General features: G+C 72.9%; 15 protein-coding genes and 2 tRNA genes. 2 read left to right on the top strand and 15 right to left on the bottom strand.

What is annotated here, in order from left to right; translation table 11 throughout:
- Window positions 1–16: 16 nt before the first annotated feature.
- The 15 genes from menC to ACW62_RS28110 form a co-directional block, all read right to left on the bottom strand.
- A complete protein-coding gene (gene menC, locus ACW62_RS36000; protein ID WP_157575038.1) occupies window positions 17–1,126 on the bottom strand; it encodes an o-succinylbenzoate synthase in 1,110 nt (369 codons plus the stop codon).
- Window positions 1,123–1,953: a GNAT family N-acetyltransferase gene (locus ACW62_RS28175; protein WP_205629658.1), complete on the bottom strand. Its 831-nt coding sequence runs from the start codon at window positions 1,951–1,953 to the stop codon at window positions 1,123–1,125. The genes menC and ACW62_RS28175 overlap by 4 nt, the downstream gene beginning before the upstream one ends.
- 32 nt (window positions 1,954–1,985) lie before the next feature.
- Window positions 1,986–3,152 (bottom strand): M20/M25/M40 family metallo-hydrolase, encoded by a 1,167-nt coding sequence (locus tag ACW62_RS28170; RefSeq protein WP_053207451.1) that lies wholly within the window; start codon window positions 3,150–3,152, stop codon window positions 1,986–1,988.
- Window positions 3,149–3,976 carry a serine hydrolase gene (locus ACW62_RS28165; protein ID WP_053207450.1) on the bottom strand — a complete coding sequence of 276 codons (828 nt, stop codon included), beginning with the start codon at window positions 3,974–3,976 and terminating at the stop codon, window positions 3,149–3,151. Before ACW62_RS28165 ends, ACW62_RS28170 begins: the two co-directional genes overlap by 4 nt.
- A 4-nt stretch (window positions 3,977–3,980) precedes the next feature.
- The gene (locus ACW62_RS28160) at window positions 3,981–7,289 is read right to left on the bottom strand and encodes a serine hydrolase (RefSeq protein ID WP_053207449.1); all 3,309 of its coding nucleotides are present in this window, start codon (window positions 7,287–7,289) and stop codon (window positions 3,981–3,983) included.
- The gene (locus ACW62_RS28155) at window positions 7,286–8,257 is read right to left on the bottom strand and encodes an oligopeptide/dipeptide ABC transporter ATP-binding protein (RefSeq protein ID WP_053207448.1); all 972 of its coding nucleotides are present in this window, start codon (window positions 8,255–8,257) and stop codon (window positions 7,286–7,288) included. The genes ACW62_RS28160 and ACW62_RS28155 overlap by 4 nt, the downstream gene beginning before the upstream one ends.
- Window positions 8,254–10,149, bottom strand: coding sequence for a dipeptide/oligopeptide/nickel ABC transporter permease/ATP-binding protein (locus ACW62_RS28150; protein ID WP_053207447.1), 1,896 nt, complete (start codon window positions 10,147–10,149; stop codon window positions 8,254–8,256). The genes ACW62_RS28155 and ACW62_RS28150 overlap by 4 nt, the downstream gene beginning before the upstream one ends.
- The gene (locus tag ACW62_RS28145) at window positions 10,149–11,129 is read right to left on the bottom strand and encodes an ABC transporter permease (protein WP_053207446.1); all 981 of its coding nucleotides are present in this window, start codon (window positions 11,127–11,129) and stop codon (window positions 10,149–10,151) included. Before ACW62_RS28145 ends, ACW62_RS28150 begins: the two co-directional genes overlap by 1 nt.
- Window positions 11,126–12,727, bottom strand: a complete 1,602-nt coding sequence (locus tag ACW62_RS28140) for an ABC transporter substrate-binding protein (RefSeq protein ID WP_053207445.1) — start codon at window positions 12,725–12,727, stop codon at window positions 11,126–11,128. The genes ACW62_RS28145 and ACW62_RS28140 overlap by 4 nt, the downstream gene beginning before the upstream one ends.
- Before the next feature lie 114 nt (window positions 12,728–12,841).
- Window positions 12,842–14,407 carry an N-acyl-D-amino-acid deacylase family protein gene (locus ACW62_RS28135; RefSeq protein WP_053207444.1) on the bottom strand — a complete coding sequence of 522 codons (1,566 nt, stop codon included), beginning with the start codon at window positions 14,405–14,407 and terminating at the stop codon, window positions 12,842–12,844.
- Between the two features lie 71 nt (window positions 14,408–14,478).
- Window positions 14,479–15,774 carry an ATP-dependent Clp protease ATP-binding subunit ClpX gene (gene clpX / locus ACW62_RS28130; protein WP_053207443.1) on the bottom strand — a complete coding sequence of 432 codons (1,296 nt, stop codon included), beginning with the start codon at window positions 15,772–15,774 and terminating at the stop codon, window positions 14,479–14,481.
- Between the two features lie 147 nt (window positions 15,775–15,921).
- A complete protein-coding gene (locus ACW62_RS28125; protein WP_053207442.1) occupies window positions 15,922–16,527 on the bottom strand; it encodes an ATP-dependent Clp protease proteolytic subunit in 606 nt (201 codons plus the stop codon).
- A 46-nt stretch (window positions 16,528–16,573) separates the two neighbouring features.
- The gene (locus tag ACW62_RS28120; RefSeq protein WP_420843626.1) at window positions 16,574–17,212 is read right to left on the bottom strand and encodes an ATP-dependent Clp protease proteolytic subunit; all 639 of its coding nucleotides are present in this window, start codon (window positions 17,210–17,212) and stop codon (window positions 16,574–16,576) included.
- Between the two features lie 226 nt (window positions 17,213–17,438).
- A complete protein-coding gene (gene tig / locus ACW62_RS28115; RefSeq protein ID WP_053207441.1) occupies window positions 17,439–18,860 on the bottom strand; it encodes a trigger factor in 1,422 nt (473 codons plus the stop codon).
- Between the two features lie 76 nt (window positions 18,861–18,936).
- Window positions 18,937–19,012 (bottom strand) — tRNA-Pro (locus tag ACW62_RS28110).
- Window positions 19,013–19,075: 63 nt separating this feature from the next.
- Between ACW62_RS28110 and ACW62_RS28105 the strand changes: the two genes are divergently transcribed.
- Window positions 19,076–19,149: transfer RNA gene (locus ACW62_RS28105), tRNA-Gly, on the top strand.
- Window positions 19,150–19,185: 36 nt separating this feature from the next.
- On the top strand, window positions 19,186–19,558 hold a 373-nt coding region (locus ACW62_RS34425), incomplete at its 3' end, for a hypothetical protein (protein WP_205629657.1).

Genomic DNA, 19,558 nt, shown 5'->3' with positions numbered 1-19,558 from the left:
GCCGGCGGGCGGAACGTCAGGGCGCCGGGAGCCAGCGGGTCGACGTCGTCAGGGAGGCGAGCACGTCGGGGAAGGGCTCGACGCCGAGGCCGGGGCCGGACGGCACCGCCACGTGGCCGTCGTCCAGCACGAACGGCGACGTCACGTCCTGGGCGAAGTAGCGGTCCGACGCCGACGTGTCGCCGGGGAGGGTGAAGCCGGGCAGGGCGGCCAGCGCCACGTTGGCCGCGCGGCCGAGGCCGGTCTCCAGCATGCCGCCGCACCAGACCGCCGCGCCGTGCGCCACCGCGAGGTCGTGGATGCGCCGCGCCTCCAGGTAGCCGCCGACCCGGCCGGGCTTGACGTTGATGATCGAGCAGGCGCCGAGCAGCAGCGCGTCGGCGGCGTCCTTGGCCGACTCGATCGACTCGTCGAGGCAGATCGGGGTGCCGATGAGCCGCGCCAGGGCGGCGTGCTGGCGCAGGTCGTCCTCGGCCAGCGGCTGCTCGATCAGCAGCAGGTCGAACTCGTCGAGCGCGGCCAGCACCCGGGCGTCGGCCAGCGTGTAGGCGGCGTTCGCGTCGACCTGCAGCAGCAGGTCGTCACCGAACCGCTCCCTCACGGCACGAACCGGCGCGACGTCCCAGCCGGGCTCGATCTTCAGCTTGATCCGCAGATAGCCCTGGTCGAGATACCCGGCGACGGCGTCGAGCAGGGCCGGAATCGAGTCCATGATCCCGACGGAGACACCGGCCGGCACACGGTCACGCACGGCGCCGAGGTACGACCCGAACGACTCGCCCCGCGCCCGCAGCCACGCGTCCAGCACCGCCGTCTCCAGCGCCGCCTTCGCCATCCGGTGCCCGCGGACGGGGTCGAGCAGCCGCGCGACGTCCAGCGGCCCGAGGTCGCCCGCGGCGAACAGGCGCGGCGCGAGGAACCGCTCGACCACGTCGGCCGCGCCGTCGGCGTATTCCGGCGAGTACAGCGGCTCGCTCATCGCGACGCACTCGCCCCAGCCGTCGCCGTCGGGGGTCGCGGCGCGGATCAGCAGCACGTCCCGCTCGGTCTCGACGCCGAACGACGTCCGGAACGGCGCCACCAGCGGCATCGCGATCCGGCGCAGCTCGAACCCGGTGATCTTCACGTGTCCGTCCTCTCCACCACGTACGTTCCGGACCGGGTGAACCCGGCCACCCGCGCCCCGCCCCCAAGCAGCTCGCCGAGCACGTCACGCATCGCGCCGCGCCACTGCCGGGCCGCGGCCGGGTCGGCGCCGCGCAGCGCCTCGATGTCCGGCGGCGTCGCGACCGTCACCCGCGCCGCCCGCGCCCACGCCGACCGGGGTGCGACCAGCGGACGCCCGGACGGCGACTCGGCCAACGCCGCGACGGCGTCGGCGGGCGGCACCGCGCCGGTACCGCCGCCGGCCGCGCAGGCCGCCACCACCTCAGGCGCGTCCAGCCGCCAGCGCATCAGCAGCCGGTCACTGCCCTGCCCGCCGTTGATCGCGTCGTCCATGTCGCCGTAGAAGTCGACGAGGTAGTCGCCCGGCCGGGCCTGCAGCTTGGCCAGGTTGAAGTAGGCGTTGCGGCGCACCAGCGGGTCGAACGTCCAGGTGATCTCGCTGAGCCCGCGCGCCAGCGCCCACTCCCGCTGGTGCGCCTTGAGTGCGAAGCCGACGTGCCGGCCGCGGGCGGCGGACGAGACGCCGGCGACGTGCGAGTGCAGCGACCGCCCGGGCGGCGCCGCGAAAAACCCGACGCAGGCGCCGATCAGCTCGTCGCCGTCGTAGGCGCCGGCCAGGTAGTTGCCGGCGTGGGTGAGCGCGCGCAGATGCTCGACGGTGACGGGCGGGTTGGACCGGTCCGGCTGCCAGATCCGGTCGAACAGCGCGTAGACCTCCTCGAGGTCGCCGAGCGCGGCCAGTTCACGGATGGTCGGACGGGCGACGGTGGCGGGCTGAGCTGCCATGTCGTCGATGATCCTCCGCTCGGACCGGCCGGTCATGGTCGTCCGGCCCGATCCGTGGCGGCCGGGTTCGTCCGCCCCGACGAGGCGTCACGCACAGCGTCGCGCACGGCGTCGACCAGCCCGGCGAGCAGCGCGGCCCGCCGTGGCAGCTCATCGACGAGGACGTACTCGCCCGGCGCGTGTGCCCCGGCGCCGACTGCGCCCAGCCCGTCCAGCGTCGGGGTCCCGTCGCCGGCGACGATGTTGCCGTCGGACGCGCCGCCCACGTGCGCCGACGCCAGCGGCCCCAGCCCCAGCCGGTCCGCCACCGAGCACGCCAGCACGAACAGCGACGCCGACGACGACGGCTCGAACGGCGGGTGCCGCGGCCCTGGCACCACCTCGACCCGCGCGCCGTCCAGCACGGGACGCAGCGCGGCCAGCCCGTCGTCGACCCGGCGCGCCTCGGCCGCCGTCGGCACCCGGGCGTCCACGTGCACCGTCGCCGTCGCCGGGACGGTGTTCGCCGTGGTCCCGGCGGCCGTCAGGGTCGGCGTGACGGTGGCGCCGGCGGGCCCGCGGTCCAGCGCGGCGATGGCGTGGATCTGGTGCGCCAGCTCGACCGCCGCGTTCACGCCGTTCCACGGCTCCAGCCCGGCGTGCGCCGCCCGCCCGGTGACCTTGACCTCGTACCAGGCGACGCCCTTGCGCGCGGTCTTCAGCGCGCCGCCGTCGGCCGACGCCTCGAGGACGAAGGCGGCCGACGCCCTGGCCGCCTCCTCGTGCAGCAGCGGCCGCGACGTCAGCGCGCCCAGCTCCTCGTCGCCGGTGACCAGCACGGTGATCCCGTCCAGCGACGACAGCCCGGCGAGGGCGTGGAACAGCTGCACCAGCCCGGCCTTCATGTCGAAGCAACCGGGCCCGTACGCCCGCCCGTCCGCGACCCGCCACGGGTGCTCGGCCAGCGAGCCGACCGGCCAGACGGTGTCGTGGTGACCGAGCAGCAGCACACCTGGCTGCCGGGGTTCCAGCGGCCCGAACCGCCAGCGCAGGTGCGTCCGCCCGTCGACGACCAGCCGCTCCGGCACCGCTCCGGTCAGCCGGACACCGAGGTCGGCTACGACGTCCGCGGACGCGGCGACCGCCGCACGATCGGCCGACGGCGACTCGCACTCGACCAGCGTCCGCAGGTCCTCGGTCATCGCGGCGACGCTGCTCATGCGGCCGCCCGCAGGTGGTCGACGGCGATCCGCGCGGCGGTGCCGATGACGGCGTCGGCCGCCGGGTTGCGGAACTCGGCCCCGGGCAGCCGCAGGAACACCGCGACCGCGTAGGTGCCGCCGTCGGGGTACTCGACGACGCCCACCTCGTTGCGCACGTGCGACAACGTGCCGGTCTTGCCGCTCACCTTCACATCATCGTCCGGAAAACCCGAGGTGAGGCGGTGCGGCCAAACCTGAAGTCCCAGGATCCGGCGGATCTCATCGCAGGCGGCCTCCGGCAGCCCGTCGGTGGTCCAGACCCGGCGCAGCAGCGTCGTGGTCTCGCGCGGCGTGCTGCGGTTGGTCGTCTCGGCGTCGAGGACCGCGGCCAGCCCGTCCGACTCGATCAGCCGGAACAGCCCGGCGCAGTCCTCCTCCAGCACCGTCGCGGGCAGCCCGAGCGCCGCCGTCCCTGCGTTGATCTTCTCGCGGCCGAGCAGCGCCATCAGCGCGTCCGTCGCGTGGTTGTCGCTGACGCACATCATCAGGTACGCGACGTCGCGCAGTGACAGGTCCGCGTCGTCCAGCATCACCGACAACCCGGTCGGGCCGAGCGTCCGCCCTCCGGCCGGCACCCGCAGCCGATCGGCGGCCGAACGCTCACCGGTCGCGAACTGCCGGCACAACTCGACCAGCACCGGGATCTTGAACACGCTCGCGGTGACGACCGGCGCGTCCGGCTCGACGCCCACCTCGGCGCCGGGCCCGACGTCGACCGCGTGCAGGAAGCCGGTCACGCCGGCCGCCGCGAACGCGTCGGTCAGCTCCCCCTCGACCCCCACGACGTCAGGAGACCTTCGGCGTCGCGCGGACCCCGAGGTGCACGTACGGCGTCCCGTCGGCCAGCTGGTAGAACGTCACCGGCATCCAGGTCTCGTTCCCGGGCAGCAGGGTCACGTACAGGCCGTCGCGCACCGGCACGAGGTCCAGCTCCTTGGGCTCGTCGTCCAGGCCCGCCAGCTCGCTGGTCGTCGTCAACCGCAGCCTCGGCCCGGTCTCGGCCCGCCAGACGTCCAACCGGACGCTGGTGCGCTCGTACGTGCCCACGTACGGGGCGATGTCGGCCTCGACCGGCTCGGCCGGCGGCGCCAGCGGGGTGGTCATCTCGACGCCGGCGACGTCGCGGCAGATCTCCCGGATCAGCGTCTCGTACAGGTCGCGGGTGTGCCCGCCGTTGGTGAGCAGCGTGACGGCGACGTCCTGGTCGGGCAGCACCCGCAGGAACGCGGACTGCCCGATGGTGTTGCCGTCGTGGCCGAACAGCCGGGTGCCGTTCCAGTCCAGCCGGAACCAGCCCAGCCCCCACGAGTCGGCCAGCGTGTACGGGTCGGGCAGCCGGACCTGCTCCTCGCGCATGGCCGCTGCGGTGCTCTCGGCCAGCACGCGGGTGCCGTCGGCGGCCACCCCGCCGGCCAGGTGCATGCGGGCGAACGCGAGCACGTCGGCGACGGTGGCGGCGATCAGCCCGGCCGGGCCGGCCGAGCGCGGCAGCACCCAGACCGGCGCACGGCGGTACGGCTCGTCCTCCTCATGCACGTGGCCGACGGCGGTCCGGTAGAGCAGCGCGTCGTCGGGCAGCGTCACCGTGTGGGTCAGCCCGAGCGGTGTGTACAGCAGCTCGCGCATCGCGGTGTCCCAGGTCTGCCCGGTGAGCTTCTCGATCACCCGGCCGGCGGTGGTGAAGCCGGAGTTGCAGTACGACCACGTCGCGCCCAGCGGGTGGTTCAGCGGCAGCCCGGCCAGCGCCGCGACGTACTTCTCCAGGCAGTCGTCGCCGCGGCCGGTGTCGAGGAAGAAGTCGCCGTCGATGCCGCTGGTGTGCGTCAGCAGGTGCCGCATGGTGACCCGCGCCGTGGCGTCCTCGTCGGCCAGCCGCAGCTCCGGCAGGTACGTGACGACCGGCTCGTCGAGGTCCAGCTTCCCGGCGTCGGCCAGCGCCATGACGACCGTCGCCGTCCACACCTTGGTGATCGAGCCGATCTGGAACAGCGTGTCGGTGGTGACCTCGACGCCGGTGTCGACATTCGTCACGCCGAAGGCCAGCTCCAGGGTCTCGTCGCCGCGGGCGATGCCCAGCGTGGCGCCGGGGACGCGGTAGCGCTCGGCCAGCTCGTCCAGCCGCCGCTTCCAGTGACCTGCGTCCAGGGAGGGAGTGGTGATCGTCATCGGGCTCTCCTTCGACGTGTACTGCTGTGAGGTGTACTGCGTGACCCAGTCGACGATGCGGCGGGCGTAGTCGAGCCGGTGCGACGGGCGCCCGGCCAGGATGAACAGGTGCGACGCGCCCGGGTAGAGCACCAGCCGGGCCGGGACGCCGCGGGCGCGGAGTGCCGCGAACCACTGCTCGGCCTGCTCCGGCGGGCAGCGATCGTCGTTCAGGCCGTGCAGCAGCAGCGTCGGCGTCGTCACGTTCGCGACGTTCGTGTACGGCGACTGCGCGGCGGCGCCCTCGGGGTCGGTGAACGGGACGGCGGTCTCGAACGCGGCCAGGTAGTGGCCGGCGTCGGAGTTGCCGGCGAAGCTGGTGATGTCGGTCAGCGAACCGCCCGGGATCGCGGCGGCGAACCGGTCCGTGCGGCCGGTCAGCCAGCAGGCCATGTAGCCGCCGTAGCTGTACCCGGTGACGGCCAGCCGGTCCGGGTCGGCGACGCCCTCGGCGACCAGCTGGTCCAGCGGCTCCAGGAAGTCGCGCTCGTCGGCCCGCCCCCACCGTCCGGCGGCGGCGGAGAAGAACGCCTCGCCGTACCCGTCGCTGGCCCGCGGGTTGAGCAGCAGCACCGACCACCCCTGCTGCACCAGCAGCTGGTGGTACGAGTGGCCGGCGTCGGGCACCGGGCTCCACGCGTTGTGCGGGCCGCCGTGGATGTCCAGCAGCAGCGGCGTGGCGGTCGTCCCGGCCCCGGCCGGGCGGTGCAGCCAGCCGTGCACCTCGGTGCCGTCGGAGATGGTGAACACCCGCTCCTCCGCGACCGGCAGCGCGAGGCCCGCCGGCGAGTGCGCGGTCAGCGTCGTCTCGGTCCCGGTGCCGACGTCGACGAGCGCCACCTCGCCGTACGAGCCCGGCCCGGCCACGACGACGGCGGCGCGGTCCCCGGCGACGGACAGCCCGGACACGACCCGGCCGGCGCCGCCGACCAGCGGCCGCACCGGTCCCCCGTCCACGCCGGCGGTGTACACGTGCGTGCAGCCGCGGTCCCGGGCGCAGAACACGACGGTGTCGCCGTCGCCCGCGAGCTGCGGCAGCCCGCCGGGATAGCCGGGACCACCGGCCATGACGTTGCGGTCCAGGTCCGCGGTGAGGTCGACGGCCGGGCCACCGTCCAGCGGGACCCGGTACAGCCGCTGGTGGGCGACCGCGGGCTCGCGCTGGCCGACGACCAGCAGCGCGCCGCCGTCCCGGGTCCACGTCACCGGGCCGGCGGCGCGCAGCTCGCCTGCGGGCTCGCCCAGCGGCCCGCCGTCCGCCGGCAGCACGTAGACGGACGACTCCATGGTCAAGTCGGCGTCCGCCGAGGTCATCGCCGGGAATGCCAGCCGGATGCCGTCCGGCGACCAGGCCGGCGACCCGGCATTCCAGTCGCCGTCGGTCAGCTGGGTGACGGCGCCGGTCGCGACGTCGACGACGTGGACGTGCCGGCGCAGGCCGCGCAGCAGCCCGGCGCCGTCGGCCTTGTAACCGAGCCGGTCCAGCACGATCGGGTCGGTGTCCTTCTGGCCCGTGGTGTCGACGGCGGCGGCGAACGCGATGCGGGCGCCGTCCGGGCTCCACACCGGCGCGCCGGCGCCCTTCGGCAGGTCGGTCAGCGCCACCGGCTCGCCGCCGCCGGACATCGGCAGCAGCCAGAGCTGCGGCGGCCCGCCCACGGCGCGCAGGAAGGCCAGCCGGGTGCCGTCCGGCGACCACGCGGGCGACGCGTCGGCCCGCCCGTGGGTGAGCCGCCGCGGCTCGGCGCCGGTCTCGGCCAGCCACAGCGACGACACGTTCTCGTCCGCCTCGCCGTCGCTGCCCGTCAGCACGTACGCGACTCGGGTGCCGTCCGGCGACAGCGCCGGCTCGGCGGGAACGGTCAGAGCAAGCACATCGTCAGGGGTCATCTGGCCGGCACCTCCAGGATCTCGGCGGCGAAATGGCAGGCGGCCCGGTGCGGCCGGTCCGCCGCGCCGGGCTGCGGGTCGGTCTCGGCGCAGATCGTGCGCTCCGGCCGGGTCAGCGGGCCGATCGGGCAGCGACGGTGGAACCGGCAGCCCTGCGGCGGGTCGTGCGGCGACGGCGCCTCGGTGTCCAGGCGGGCGTCGTCGGCGGGGACGGGGTCGTCCAGCGCGACGCCGAACGCCGGTGCGGCGTCCAGCAGCGTGCGGGTGTAGGGGTGCTTCGGCGCGGACAGCACGGCGTCGGCCGGGCCGGCCTCGACGATGCGGCCCAGGTACATGACCGCGATGACGTCGCTGACGTAGCGCACCACGGACAGGTTGTGCGAGATGAACAAGATGGTCAGGCCGAGCTCGCGCTGCAGGTCGCGGACCAGGTTGAGCACCGACCCCTGCACGGAGACGTCGAGCGCGGAGGTGATCTCGTCGGCCAGCACCACCTCGGGCTCGGCGGCCAGCGCGCGGGCCAGCGCGACCCGCTGCCGCTGCCCGCCGGACATCCCCGACGGCAGCGACCGCGCCCGTGCCGGGTCCAGGCCGACCAGCTCCAGCAGCCGGGCCACCTCGGCGGACCGGGCGGCATGGCGGCGCCGGCCGGGCAGCGCCTCGGCGATCGACTCGCCGATGGTCATCCGCGGGTCCAGCGACGCGTGCGGGTCCTGGAACACCAGCTGCAGCTTGCGCCGATCGCGGCGGCTGCGCAGCGGGACGCCGTCCAGCCGGATCTCGCCGCCACTCGTCGGCGCCAGCCCGACGGCGGCCTTGGCCAGCGTCGACTTGCCGGAGCCGGACTCGCCGACCAGCCCGACCACCTGACCCTGCGGTACGACGAGGTCGACGCCGTCGACTGCGGTCAGCGCGGAGCGGCCGGTCCCGAACCGGACCGTCGTGCCCTCGAACGACAGCTCTCTCATGCCTGGCCTCCCGTGACGGCGTCCAGCGTCAGGTCCAGCGGCCGCGTGCGCGGGTGCCAGCAGGCGGCCCGCTGGTCCGCCGCGACGGCGGACAAGCTCGGCCGCATCCGGCAGGCGTCGTCGGCGAACTCACAGCGCGGCGCGAACGCGCACCCCTCCGGCCGGTCGGACGGGTCCGGCGGGCGGCCCGGGATGGTGGCCAGCGGCCGGTCGCGGTCGGTCGCGAGGTCCGGGACCGACGCCAGCAGCGCGCGGGTGTACGGGTGCGCGGCCGCGCCGAGCCGGTCGACCGGCAGCTCCTCGACCACCCGGCCCGCGTACATGACGACGACCCGCTCGCACAGCTGCGCGACGACGGCGATGTCGTGCGAGATCAGCACCACGGCGGCGCCGGTCTCGGCCTGCACGTCCTTCAGCAGCCGCAGCACCTGGCGCTGCACGGTGACGTCCAGCGCGGTGGTCGGCTCGTCGGCGATGATCAGCTCCGGCGTGCTCATCAGGCCCATCGCGATCATCGCCCGCTGCCGCATGCCGCCGGAGAACTCGTGCGGGTACTGGTGCGCCCGCCGCTCCGGCGCCGGGACGCGGACGGTGCGCAGCCGGTCGACGGCACGGGCCAGGGCGGCGCGCTTGCCCTGCCGCTCGTGCACCCGGGTCACCTCGGCCAGCTGCCGGCCGACCCGCATCGACGGGTTGAACGAGGTCATCGGGTCCTGGAAGACCATCGCGACCTTGGTGCCGAGCAGCTCGCGGACCTCGGCGTCGGCGCGGCCGAGCGGGGCGACGCCGGCCACCTCGAGCCGTCCGGCGGTGACCTGCGCGGCGTCCGGGACGAGTTGGGCGACGGCGAGCGCGGTGAGGCTCTTGCCGGAGCCGGACTCCCCCACGATGCCGACGGTCTCGCCGCGGCGGACGGTGAGGCCGACGCCATCGACGGGGTGGGTCCAGCCACCGCCGGGCGCGGGGAAGCCCACCCGCAGGTCGTCGGCGGCGAGGACGGCGGCCGCGGCCGGCTCTGCGGCCACGAGCGGCGCCGGCTCGGCCGCGGGCACGCGCCGCCGGCGCACCGCCCGCACCCCGACCACCTGCGCGATCGACTCGCCGAGCAGAGTGAACGCCAGCCCGGCGACCACGACGGCGACGCCGGGCGCCAGCGCCGCGGCCGGGTTGATGTAGATGCGGTCCAGCCCTTCGCCGAGCAGCCGTCCCCAGTCGTAGGCCGGCGGCTGGACGCCCAGGCCCAGGAAGGACAGCCCGGCGAAGGCCAGCAGCGCGCCGCCGGCCAGCACCGTCGCGTTCACCACCAGCGGCTCGCCGATGTTCGGCAGCAGGTGCCGGGCGATCAGCCGGAACCGGCCCACCCCCGCCACCCGCGCGGCCGCCACGTAGTCCCGTCCGGCCACCGCGGCCACGTTCGTCTGCACCAGCCGGGCGAACGACGGCGCACCGGCCAGCCCGATCGCCAGCACCGCGCCACGCGCGCCGACCCCGAAGATCACCGCGAAGAACAGCGCCAGCAGCAGCCCGGGGAACGCGACCGCCAGGTTCACCGCCGCCGTCACCAGCCGGCCGGCCCGCCGTCCCAGCACCGCCGGCAGCACGCCCAGCAGCACGCCGATGACGACGCAGATCGCGGTGGCCAGCAGCGCGAGGCCGAGCGAGTACCGCGTCGCGACCAGGACCCGGAGCAGGATGTCCCGGCCGAGCGCGTCGGTGCCGAGCAGGTGCTCGGACGTCGAGCCCTGCGACAGCGCCGCCGGGTCGGTCTCCTCGGCCGCGTCGCCCCACAGCATCGGCGCGACGACGGCCAGCAGCGCCAGCGCCACCAGCAGGGCCGCGGCGACCGCGCCGACCGGGTGACGCAGCGCCGCCTTCCACTGTTCGCGTCCCATCAGCCCTCCCGGATGGTCGAGCGGGGGTCGGCGACGGCCAGCAGCACGTCGACGACGAGGTTCACCAGCAGCACCGCGGCGCCGTAGACCAGCACGATGCCCTGCACGACCGGGTAGTCCTTGGCCAGGATCGAGGAGACGATCGTCATCCCCATGCCCGGCCAGGCGAACACGTTCTCGACCAGCACGGTGCCGACGATCATGCCGCTGAGCAGCAGGCCGCCGATGGTGAGCGTCGACGTGAGCGCGTTCGGGAAGACGTGGCGCAGGTACACCCGCAGCTGCGGCAGCCGCTTGGCCCGGGCGGTGCGGACGAAGTCCTCGTCCAGCACCGCCAGCGCCTCGACCCGGACCATGCGCGCCAGCAGCAGTGCCGGGCCGAGCGACAGCGCGAGCACCGGCAGCACGTACGACGACGCCCCGCCGCGCCCGGCCACCGGGAACCAGCCCAGCGTCACACCGAACACGAACACCAGCCCGACGGCGAGCAGGAACTCCGGGATCGCCGCGACCACCGCGCTGGTGGAGGTGAAACCGAGCTCGGTGCCGCGACGCCGGCCGCCCCGGGTCAGCACCGCCATCCCCAGGCCGAGCGGGACCGCGACCAGCATGACCACGACGAACGCGGCGATGGCCAGGCTCGCGGTGGCCGGCAGCCGCTGGCCGATCGTCTCCGACACCGGCACCCCGGAGGACATCGAGATGCCGAGGTCGCCGGAGAACAGCGCCCGCACGTAGTCGACGAACTGCGTGGCGAGCGGGTCGTTCAGCCCGAGCGCCTCGCGCCGCGCGTCCACCAGCTCCAGCGGCGCCGTCACTCCCAGCGCCGCCCGGACCGGGTCGCCGGGGATCAGGTGGATCATCCCGAACGCGAGCGTCACCAGCACCGCGAGCGACAGCAGCAGCCGCCCCAGGCGGCGGGCCAGGAAGGCGACCCACGGGTTGGCGACGCCGGGCCGGGCGGCGACCAGAGCCGTCACGAGGCCGACAGCCGGATCGTCGCCGGGATCAGGCCGTCGCCGCCGCGCTCGGCGGTAACACCGTCGACGAACAGCGGGATGGTCTCGTCGGCGAACAGCAGCACGTCGTTCTGGGCGAGCAGCGCCTCCTCCGCGGCCTGCCACGTGTCGCAGCCCTCCTGGCCGGGCAGCGTCATCGCCTCCGCGACGGCGGCCACGTAGTCCGGGTTGTCGATGGAGGCGAGGTTGACGCCGCCGTCGGCGGGCGCCGGGCCGGACAGGAACGGCACCATCTGGCTGGGCAGCCGCAGGTTCACCGGCAGCAGCGCGGCGCCCCACGACCCGGTGCCGAAGACCACCTCGTTGTACTCGGTCGGCGGCAGGCCGCGGGTGGTCGCGGCCACGCCCAGCTCGGTCCACGTCGACGCGATCAGCTCGGCCGCGGCCGCGGTGGTGTCGCCGCGGGTGCTGTTGTAGATCAGCTCCAGCTCCAGCCGGGCGCCGTCCTTGGCGCGCACGCCGTCCGAGCCGGCCGTCCAGCCGGCCTCGTCGAGGGCCGCGGCGGCCGCCTCGGCGTCCTGCTCCGGCAGGTTCGCGTCAACGGCGTCGTAGCGGCAGACCAGCGGGTCGATGATGGCCAGCGACTCCGAGCGTTGCCCGTACCCGCCGGTGATCACCGACATCAGCTCGTCGTAGTCCAGCGCCTGGGCCAGCGCCGCGCGGACGGCGTCGTCGGCGCCCGGCTGGCCGGCGGCCTGGTTGAGGAACAGCTCGCCGACCACACCGCGCATCGTCAGGTCGTCGTAGTCCTGCTCCAGCCGCTGCCGGTCCGGGCCGACCACCGAGACGGCGTTCAGCTCGCCGGAGAGCAGCAGGTTCGCCGCCGTCGACTCGTTCGCGATGACCCGGATGTTCACCGTCGCCGGCGTGCCCGGCTCGGTCGCGGTGGCGCCGTCCGGGCCCCAGGTGTAGTCGTCGCGGCGCTGGAACGTGTAGTGGTCGTCGCGGACCACCTCGGTCAGCTCGAACAGCCCGGTGCCGACGCCGCCCTCCTCCAGCAGCGACGGGTCGTCCAGGCCGGACTTGCAGACGATGAACAGCTCACCCGTGCTCTGCAGCAGGAACGGGTCCGGCGCCGGCACGGTGAGGGTGACGGTGCGCGCGGCGTCGTCGGCGGTGGCCGTCATGTCGCCCGGGATCAGCACGCCCCGCACCGGCGACACGTTCGCCTCATCGACCACGAACTGGAAGTTCGCCGCCACGTCCGTGGCCGTCAGCGGGGACCCGTCGGAGCAGGTCACGCCGTCGCGCAAGGTGTACGTGACGGTGGTCGGGGTGACGTCCCACGACTCCGCCAGCCACGGCAGCTCCTCGCCGTCGACGGTGAAGTAGACCAGCTTGTCGTACAGGTAGTTGTCGATGGCGCGGGTCGCGGCGAGCACGGTCAGATGCGGGTGCAGGTTGCCCGGGTCGGCGGTGACCGACGTCGCGAACGTCCCGTCGAGGACGGGCTCGGCGTTGCCGCCCGCCTCGCTGGGATCGTCCCCGCCGGACCCGCCGCAGGCCGCGAGGAGCAGAGTCAGGGCCGCGACGAGCGCGACCTTCCGGCGTGTGCGCATGACGACTCCTTCGGGAGCGCAGGTGGTTCGCACAGCCTGGCCCCGTGACCCGGGTCACGTCTTTGTCCGATCCGACGACCCCGGGACGCGGAAGTCGTCGGCTCGTACCGACGGTCAGGCGCGCAGCACCCGACCGGCCCGCTCGCCGGTGAAGCCGCCGCCGTCGACGACCATCCGGCCGCCCAGCACGACCGTCTCGACGCCGTCGGGCGACACGGCCGGGTCGGTGTAGCTGCCGGCGTGGCCGATGCGCTCGGGGTCGAAGACGGTGACGTCGGCGTGCGCGCCCGGCAGCAGGACGCCGCGGCCGGACAGCCCGAACTGGCGGGCGATCAGCGACGTCGCCTTGCGGATCGCCTCTTCCCAGGTCAGCACGTTCTCGTCGCGGACGTACCTGCCCAGCAGCCGCGGGAAGCAGCCGTACGTACGCGGGTGCTGCAGGCCCATCGGCGGGCCGTTGTCCGAGCCGATGCCGACCAGCGGGCTGGCCATGATCGTCCGCACGTCCGGCTCGGCCATCATCTCGACGACGATCATCGCGGCTGGATCCTCGCCGACGAGGTCGCAGAGCGTGTCGAAGCCGTCGGCGCCGCGCTGCGCCGCGAGGTCGGCGACGGTGCGGCCGACGACGTCGGGGTCACGGTGGCCGGTGACGATGACCTGCGCCGCCGTCGTGTTCGCCCACATGCCGTCGCCGGGGTCGCCGCGCTCGGCGTCGGCCCGCAGCCCGACCCGGTACGCGGGGTCGGCCAGCCGCGCCGTCATGGCCGCCGCGCCACCCTCGGCAGCGCGGTTGGGCAGCAGCGCGAGCAGCACCGTCCCGCCGGCGAGGTACGGGTACTGGTCGCCCATCACGTCGACGCCGACCAGCCGGGCCGCCTGGATGCGCTCCAGCAGGGCGGTGCCCTTGCCGTGCGCCGCCCTCCCCGCCGCCTTGCAGTGCGAGATCTGCAGCCGCACGCCGCCGGCCCGGGCGATCGCGACCGCCTCGTCGATGGCGTCCTCGACGAAGCGGCCCTCGTCGCGCATGTGGGTGGCGTAGGTGCGGCCGTAGGCGCCGGCGACCCGGGCGATCGCCTCCAGCTCGGCCTGGTCGGCGAAGCAGCCGGGCGGGTAGATCAGGCCGGTGGAGAAGCCGACCGCGCCGGCCTCGAACGCCTCGGCGGCCAGCCGCCGCATGTGCTCGACGGCGCCCGGGCGCAGCTCGTCGCCGGCGCCGTTGGCGGTGAGCCGCAGCGTGTGATGGCCGACGAGGTAGGCCAGGTGGTTGGTGGGGCCGTGCCGCTCGACGAGGTCGAGGAAGTCGGCGAACGAGCCGGGTGGCGGCGGGATGTCGCAGCCCAGCTCGCCGTACATCTCCTGGACGACGGCCGCCGAGGCCTCGTCCAGCGGGGCGAAGCTGAACCCGCAGTTGCCGGCCACCTCGGTCGTCACGCCCTGCAGCAGCTTGAACGGCTGCGCGTCGTCCATCAGCGGCACCATGTCGCTGTGCGAGTGGGCGTCGACGAACCCCGGCGTGACGTGCAGGCCCGCGCAGTCGAGCACGCGGGCGCCGACGGCGTCGCTGGTGTCGCCGACCGCACGCACCATTCCGTCGGCGATCAGGACGTCGGCCACCACACCGGGCGAACCCAGGCCGTCGAACACGGTGCCGCCACGCAGGACGAGTGTCTCGCTCATGCCCCGGATTCAACCGCAGAGCGAGGCCGCCGAGTTCGTCGGATCGACCAATGTCTTCCGCAGAAGCCGGGTCAGGCGGACTTCTCGCGGCGCTCGCGCTTGCGCGGGCCCTCGCGCGGCACCAGCGTGGGCAGCACGTTGGCGTCGACCACCTCGCGGGTGATGACCACGCGGGCGACGTCGTCGCGCGACGGCACCTCGTACATGGCGTGCAGCAGCACCTCTTCGATGATGGCCCGCAGGCCTCGGGCGCCGGTGCCGCGCAGCAGCGCGAGGTCGGCGACCGCATCGATCGCCTCGTCGGTGAACTCCAACTCGACGTGGTCGATCTCGAACAGCCGCATGTACTGCTTCACCAGCGCGTTGCGCGGCTCGGACAGGATGCGGATGAGCGCGGCGCGGTCCAGCGGCGACACCGTCGTGATGACCGGGAGGCGGCCGATGAACTCCGGGATCAGGCCGAACTTCAGCAGGTCCTCCGGCATCACCTCGCCGAAGGTGTTCACCGCATCGCGCTCGGACTTGGACTGGATCTGCGCCCCGAAGCCCAGGCCGCGCTTGCCGATGCGGCCCTGGATGATGTCGTCCAGCCCGGCAAACGCGCCACCCACGATGAACAGCACGTTCGTGGTGTCGATCTGGATGAACTCCTGGTGCGGGTGCTTGCGGCCGCCCTGCGGCGGGACGCTGGCCGTGGTGCCCTCGAGGATCTTCAGCAGCGCCTGCTGCACGCCCTCGCCGGACACGTCGCGGGTGATCGACGGGTTCTCGCTCTTGCGGGCGATCTTGTCGACCTCGTCGATGTAGATGATGCCGGTCTCGGCCTTCTTGACGTCGTAGTCGGCCGCCTGGATCAGCTTCAGCAGGATGTTCTCGACGTCCTCGCCGACGTAGCCGGCCTCGGTCAGCGCGGTGGCGTCGGCGATGGCGAACGGCACGTTCAGCATCTTCGCCAGCGTCTGCGCGAGGTACGTCTTGCCGCACCCCGTCGGGCCGATGAGCAGGATGTTGCTCTTCGACAGCTCGACGGTGTCGTCCTTGCCGTGGCCGCGGGCGGCGGCGGTCTGGCGCGCCTGGACCCGCTTGTAATGGTTGTAGACGGCGACGGACAGCGCCTTCTTGGCGACGTCCTGGCCGATGACGTACTGCTCGAGGAACTCGTAGATCTCGCGCGGCTTCGGCAGCTCGGACAGCCCGCCGGCCTCGGCGGTCTCGCTGAGCTCTTCCTCGATGATCTCGTTGCAGAGATCGATGCACTCGTCGCAGATGTACACGCCGGGGCCTGCGATGAGCTTCTTCACCTGCTTCTGGCTCTTACCGCAGAACGAGCACTTGAGCAGGTGGTCAGCGTCGCCGATGCGTGCCACGCGGTACGTCCTTCCTCGACGTCGAGCGTCTTGCCGGCCCTCGCGAGCCCTGCGTGTCTTCGACGGTACAACGTCGGATGGACAAACGGGCACCCGGAGACCGGATCGGGCCCGGCGCGTCGTGCACCGGGCCCGATGGATGCGAGGTCAGCCGACGAGGCTGGCCTTGCGCGAAGCGGTGAAGTTGTCGACGAGGCCGTAGTCGATGGCCTCCTGGGTGGTCAGGATCTTGTCGCGCTCGATGTCGTTGCGCACCTGGTCGATGCTGCGGCCGGAGTGGTCGGCGAGCATCTTCTCCAGCAACGCCCGCATGCGCAGGATCTCGTTCGCCTGGATCTCGATGTCGCTGGCCTGGCCGTAGGTGCCCTCGGTGTAGGGCTGGTGGATCAGGATGCGCGCGTTCGGCACCGCCAGCCGCTTGCCGGGGGCCCCGGCCGCCAGCAGCACGGCCGCCGCCGACGCCGCCTGGCCCATGCACACCGTCCGGACGTCCGGCTTGATGAACTGCATGGTGTCGTAGATCGTCGTCATCGCCGTGAACGAGCCACCGGGCGAGTTGATGTAGATCTCGATGTCGCGGTCGGGCTCCATCGACTCCAGGCAGATCAGCTGCGCCATGACGGCGTTCGCGACGTCGTCGGTGATGGGCGTGCCGAGGAAGATGATGCGCTCTTCGAACAGCTTGCCGTACGGGTCGATCCGCCGGAAGCCGTAGGACGTGCGCTCCTCCCACTGCGGGATGTAGTAGTTCACTGGGTCTCCTCTGTCGCTGTCGTAGCTCGTGTCGTTGGCGGTGGCGTCAGGCCGTGCCGCCGCCGTCGGAGACCTGCGAGGCGCTCGCGACCACGTGGTCGACGAAGCCGTACTCGAGCGCCTCCTGCGGCGTGAAGTAGCGGTCGCGGTCGGAGTCGGCCTCGATGCGCTCGACCGGCTGACCGGTGTGGTGCGCGATCAGCGCGGCCATCTCCTTCTTGGTGCGCAGCATCGCCTCGGCCTGGATGCGGATGTCGCTGGCCGAACCGCCCATGCCGCCGGACGGCTGGTGCATGAGGATGCGCGCGTGCGGGAGGGCGTACCGCTTGCCGGGAGCGCCCGCCGTCAGCAGGAACTGGCCCATGGACGCCGCGAATCCCATCGCCAGCGTCACCACGTCCGGCTTCACGTACTGCATGGTGTCGTAGATGGCCATGCCGGCCGACACCGAGCCACCCGGCGAGTTGATGTACAGGTTGATGTCGCGGTCGGGGTCCTCGGCCGCCAGCAGCAGCAGCTGCGCACAGATGGCGTTGGCGTTCTCGTCGCGGACCTCGGAGCCGAGGAAGATGATGCGCTCTCGCAGCAGCCGGTTGTAGATGTGGTCGTCCAGACCACCGATGCCGGGCGCGGGGGCGTGGGCCTGAATCAGGGACGGGCCCGACGTCTCGGGGCGTGTGCTCACCGTGATCTCCTTGGGGCTTGCTGATTGGTCGTCGAGACCGTTGGTTCGTGTGTGTCTTCTTCGTTGTGTCAACGACAGTAACCACAAAGGCCGCGGCGACCATCCGCCGCATGGCCGGTGTTCGCTGACGGCGTGCGCCGCGGGTCCGTATGGTGCGCAAACGCGATCAGGTGACCAGCCCGGTGGGTGGTCACCTGATCGCGTGCTCGTGCTGGGGTTCCGGCCGTCAGGCCTTCTTGTCGGCCTCGTCGGCTTCGTCGGCCGCTTCGGCCTCGCCGGCCGTCTCGTCGCTCTGCTCCCCGTCCAGCTCGGCGAACTCGAACGAGCCGTCGACCGCCGGGGCGGGGACGCCGCCGCCCTCGAGCTCGCTGGGGTCGGCCAGGGTGCCGTCCTCGCGCAGCCGGTTCAGCTCGACACCGTTGCCGGAGGCGTCGGTGACCTTGGCCTTCTCGACCGCCAGGGCCAGCGCCTTGCCGCGCGCCACGTCGGCGACGACGGCCGGCAGGTTGCCCTGGTCGACCAGCTGCTGGGCGAGCTGGTTCGGGTCGATGCGCGAGCGCATGGCCTGCTGGATGATGTACGAGCTGAGCTCGTCCTGCGAGACCTCGATGCTCTCGGCCTTCACCAGCTCGTCGAGGACGAACTGCTGGGTGAGGTTGCCGCGCAGGTTCTGCTCGAACTCGGCCCGGTGCTCGTCGTCGCCGTGGCCGTCGGCGAGGTGCTCCTCGACCTGCTGGGTGATCAGCTCTTCCGGCAGCGGGATGTCGCCGGCGTTGGCGATGAGCTGCTCGAGCACCTTGTCGCGGGCCGACATGGCCTGCTCGATGCGCTTGCTGTTCAGCGCCTGCTCGCGGATGTCGTCGCGCAGCTCGTCGAGGGTGTCGAACTCGCTGGCCAGCTGGGCGAACTCGTCGTCCAGCTCGGGCAGCTGCTGCTCCTTGACGGCGTTCACCGTGACCTCGACGTCGACCTCTTCGCCCTCGTGCGTGCCGACGAGCGTCGTCCGGAAGCTCTTCGACTCGCCCGCGGACACGCCGGCCAGGGCCTCGTCCAGGCCCTCGACCATGCCGCCACGGCCGATCTGGTACGAGACGCCGCTGGCCTGGCCGCCCTCGACCGGCTCGCCGTCGCTGGTGGCGTTGAGGTCGATCTGGACGAAGTCGTCGTCGGCCGCGGCCCGCTCGACCGTCACCAGCGTGCCGAACCGCGCCCGCAGCACGTCGAGCCGCTCGCTGATGTCGTCGTCGCTCGCCGCGATGTCGTCGACCTGGACCTCCAGGCCCTCCCACTCGGGCAGCTCGATCTTCGGCTTGACCGACACCTCCGCGGTGAACTTGAGGTCCTCGCCCTCGCCGAACGACGGCGAGTCGATCTCGGGCTGCGCCAGCGGCGTCAGCTCGTTCTCGCGCATGGCGTCCTGGTAGAGCTGCGGGATGGCCTCGTTGACGGCCTCCTCCAGCACCACCGGCCGCCCGATGCGCTGGTCGATGACCATGGGCGGGACCTTGCCCTTGCGGAAGCCCGGCACCGTCACCTGAGCGGCGATGCGCTTGTAAGCGGACTGGATGTTCGACTCAAGCTCGGCGAAGGGAACCTCGACCGCGAGCCGGACCCTGGTCGGGTTGAGGGTCTCGACGACGCTCTTCACGCTTTCGTGTCTCCTGTGTGGGATGGTCTGCGGTCACGTGCACGACCGTTCTCGTTCGGTGGTCGCGTACGCGGGCTGGTCGGGGCGACAGGACTCGAACCTGCGATCTCCTGCTCCCAAAGCAGGCGCGCTAGCCACTACGCTACGCCCCGGGTGCCCGGACAAGTCTAGGCCAGATCACAGGGTACTCTGTCCCACGGGCCTCGGCGCCCAGCGCGGGTGTAGCTCAATGGCAGAGCCCCAGCCTTCCAAGCTGGTCATGCGGGTTCGATTCCCGTCACCCGCTCCACACACTTTCTGTCCCCGCCCCCGGCTACAGTCCGGCATGGCGTCTGATGCGGACGAAGTATGGTTGCGGGACGCGATGGTGCACGGCTTCTCGCTGGCTCTCAGCGAGAAGGTCCCCAACTGGCCGGCCGAAGACGACCCCGACGTCGCCATTCCCGCCGCCGCCGTGCGTGCCGTTCTCCTGGACCGCGATCTCGCCGCCCACATCGACCCACGCGGCCTCGTCGTCATCGGGGCGGTCATCGTCGGAGACCTTGACCTCGCCGACGTCCATATCGGCTATCCGATCTCATTCCGGTGCTGCCGCTTCACTGACGGTCTCGATCTGGTCGGAGCGACCGTTCACTCCTTAGTAAGTGTTGGGAAAGGGGGCTATCTGGGGTGGTGGGGTTGCCAGGGGCGTCGTCCGG

The organism is Jiangella muralis, from assembly GCF_001270745.1.
In the GTDB taxonomy this organism is placed as follows: Bacteria; Actinomycetota; Actinomycetes; order Jiangellales; family Jiangellaceae; genus Jiangella; species Jiangella muralis.
This window is presented reverse-complemented; position numbering and strand designations above follow the sequence as displayed.

Coding starts and splice junctions, on each gene's coding strand:
- ACW62_RS28140 (WP_053207445.1), bottom strand. CDS start 12,727: ATGCGCACACGCCGGAAGGTCGCGCTCGTCGCGGCCCTGACTCTGCTC.
- ACW62_RS28175 (WP_205629658.1), bottom strand. CDS start 1,953: ATGGCAGCTCAGCCCGCCACCGTCGCCCGTCCGACCATCCGTGAACTG.
- ACW62_RS28170 (WP_053207451.1), bottom strand. CDS start 3,152: ATGAGCAGCGTCGCCGCGATGACCGAGGACCTGCGGACGCTGGTCGAG.
- ACW62_RS28160 (WP_053207449.1), bottom strand. CDS start 7,289: ATGACCCCTGACGATGTGCTTGCTCTGACCGTTCCCGCCGAGCCGGCG.
- ACW62_RS28135 (WP_053207444.1), bottom strand. CDS start 14,407: ATGAGCGAGACACTCGTCCTGCGTGGCGGCACCGTGTTCGACGGCCTG.
- ACW62_RS28150 (WP_053207447.1), bottom strand. CDS start 10,149: ATGGGACGCGAACAGTGGAAGGCGGCGCTGCGTCACCCGGTCGGCGCG.
- ACW62_RS28155 (WP_053207448.1), bottom strand. CDS start 8,257: ATGAGAGAGCTGTCGTTCGAGGGCACGACGGTCCGGTTCGGGACCGGC.